2 protein-coding genes are annotated in these 1579 nt (G+C 39.5%); one reads left to right on the top strand and one right to left on the bottom strand.

Annotated features, from left to right (window positions below):
- Nucleotides 1-465 precede the first annotated feature (465 nt).
- Complete coding sequence (locus tag VV869_RS24325; protein ID WP_332216653.1) at nt 466-720, top strand: helix-turn-helix domain-containing protein; 255 nt, start codon at nt 466-468, stop codon at nt 718-720.
- A gap of 491 nt (nt 721-1211) precedes the next feature.
- On the opposite strand, the gene VV869_RS24320 is transcribed toward VV869_RS24325, so the two are convergent.
- Complete coding sequence (locus VV869_RS24320; protein WP_337737534.1) at nt 1212-1334, bottom strand: hypothetical protein; 123 nt, start codon at nt 1332-1334, stop codon at nt 1212-1214.
- Between the last annotated feature and the right edge of the window lie 245 nt (nt 1335-1579).

Genomic DNA, 1579 nt, shown 5'->3' with positions numbered 1-1579 from the left:
TTGTACTCTTTCCAGTTATCTGTTCGGTAAGTGCTTTTTCCCATGAGGGTGGCCTGTCAGTAAACGTCACAAGATCAGATCACTGACTGCAAGAAAAGTTCACGCCGATTTAGTCAACAAAGCCGATGCAAAAAAGCCAGCTCTTCAGCTGGCTCTTTAAATGTGGCGGAGAGATAGGGATTTGAACCCCATCTCTTTGAAAACCTATATATATCAAGCTCTTGAATTTTCTAGCTTTCTACGTTCATCAATCAAATGTCACGTTGACGAATGTTAATCACAATTAGTATACGAAAACAATCGAGCTTAGCAAGAGCATCAAGCATATAAGCCAAAATATTTTCTAGTATCCTTACCCAGTCATAGCTAATTTTACCCCTGTACGGGGGTAAAATTAACTTTAGCCCCCGTAGGGGTTAAAGTGCTAATATCCTCTGCAGGGGTTAATTTACATTGGAGACAGATATGCTCATAACAAGTCCGAAGCAACTGGGGATATACTTGCGTGATGTTCGCAGGAATCAAAGGCGCAACCAAGCCAAAGTCGGCGATATTGTTGGTCTAAAACAGACAACGGTATCGAAACTTGAACGTGATCCTGCTTCGTCCAGTATCGAAAGTCTGATGCGCCTGCTGTCATCACTAGATCTTGAGCTACATATTCAAGAAAAAGCTGTAAGCCGTGAACAGGCAAAGCTTCGTGACCCTGATGATTGGTAAAATCCTATAAAACAAAGCCAACTCTATAGCTAAGTTGTTCTCTCACAATCATTATCGAGTTAACAACTCGATGATTGTACGACCAGCTTATTTCTGCCCCAAACTGAGTTAAAGTGTATTAGTTCACATAAGCTAATAGTGTTTTTTTCTAATGAAAAGTTACTCAACGTATTTTATCAAGAACGGTATTTTTTAAGTATCCTCGTTGGAATCTAGCAATAATTTTATCGTTTCCAATATGGTTTATATTTCGCTTGCCCAACTTAGTAGGTTGATGAATTGCATGCCGATAGTAATTTTTGGTAGCTAGAATATTTCTCTTAGTGGATAACAAGTTAGACATTATTAATGTACTATTCATTTGAATTTACCAGTGCACAAGACAAGAGTGAAGACTTGTCCTTATTTGTGCTCGGACTCAATCGTATTGATTGATTTATCCATGGATAAAACCAAGTTAAGGCACAAGCCCTAACTCGGTTACTTTAAAATTAAAAACTATTATCTTCTCGATACATTACATCTCCATACACATGCATTGCTTGTGAATATTGAGCAAAATCACCCAATCGCTTTGCAACTTCTTCATTTGCAAGCTGTGTTGCGGAAGACACTGTTTCTCCTCGCTCCCATATCTCCATGAACTCTTCTAACCAAGGGCCAACTACTTTCGCTTCAAGAGGCCATGGTGATGCAACAATTGCACGGCAACCGTTATCTAGCAGGAGTTTAGGTTGTAGTGGTCAAGTAAAATTGGCCACAGTTTTAGAGTCATTCCAGAATAACCGTTCTGACTCATTTGGCGTCAAACCACCGTTATATTGATGTGGCCTGACCTTGCTGTAATATTCCGTGATGT

Origin of the sequence: Photobacterium sp. MCCC 1A19761, from assembly GCF_037389125.1 — a bacterium.
Taxonomy (GTDB): domain Bacteria; phylum Pseudomonadota; class Gammaproteobacteria; order Enterobacterales; family Vibrionaceae; genus Photobacterium.
This window is presented reverse-complemented; position numbering and strand designations above follow the sequence as displayed.

What these genes read in the sequence shown, in the direction of transcription:
- VV869_RS24325 (WP_332216653.1), top strand. Translation starts at nt 466, where the DNA reads ATGCTCATAACAAGTCCGAAGCAACTGGGGATATACTTGCGTGATGTT.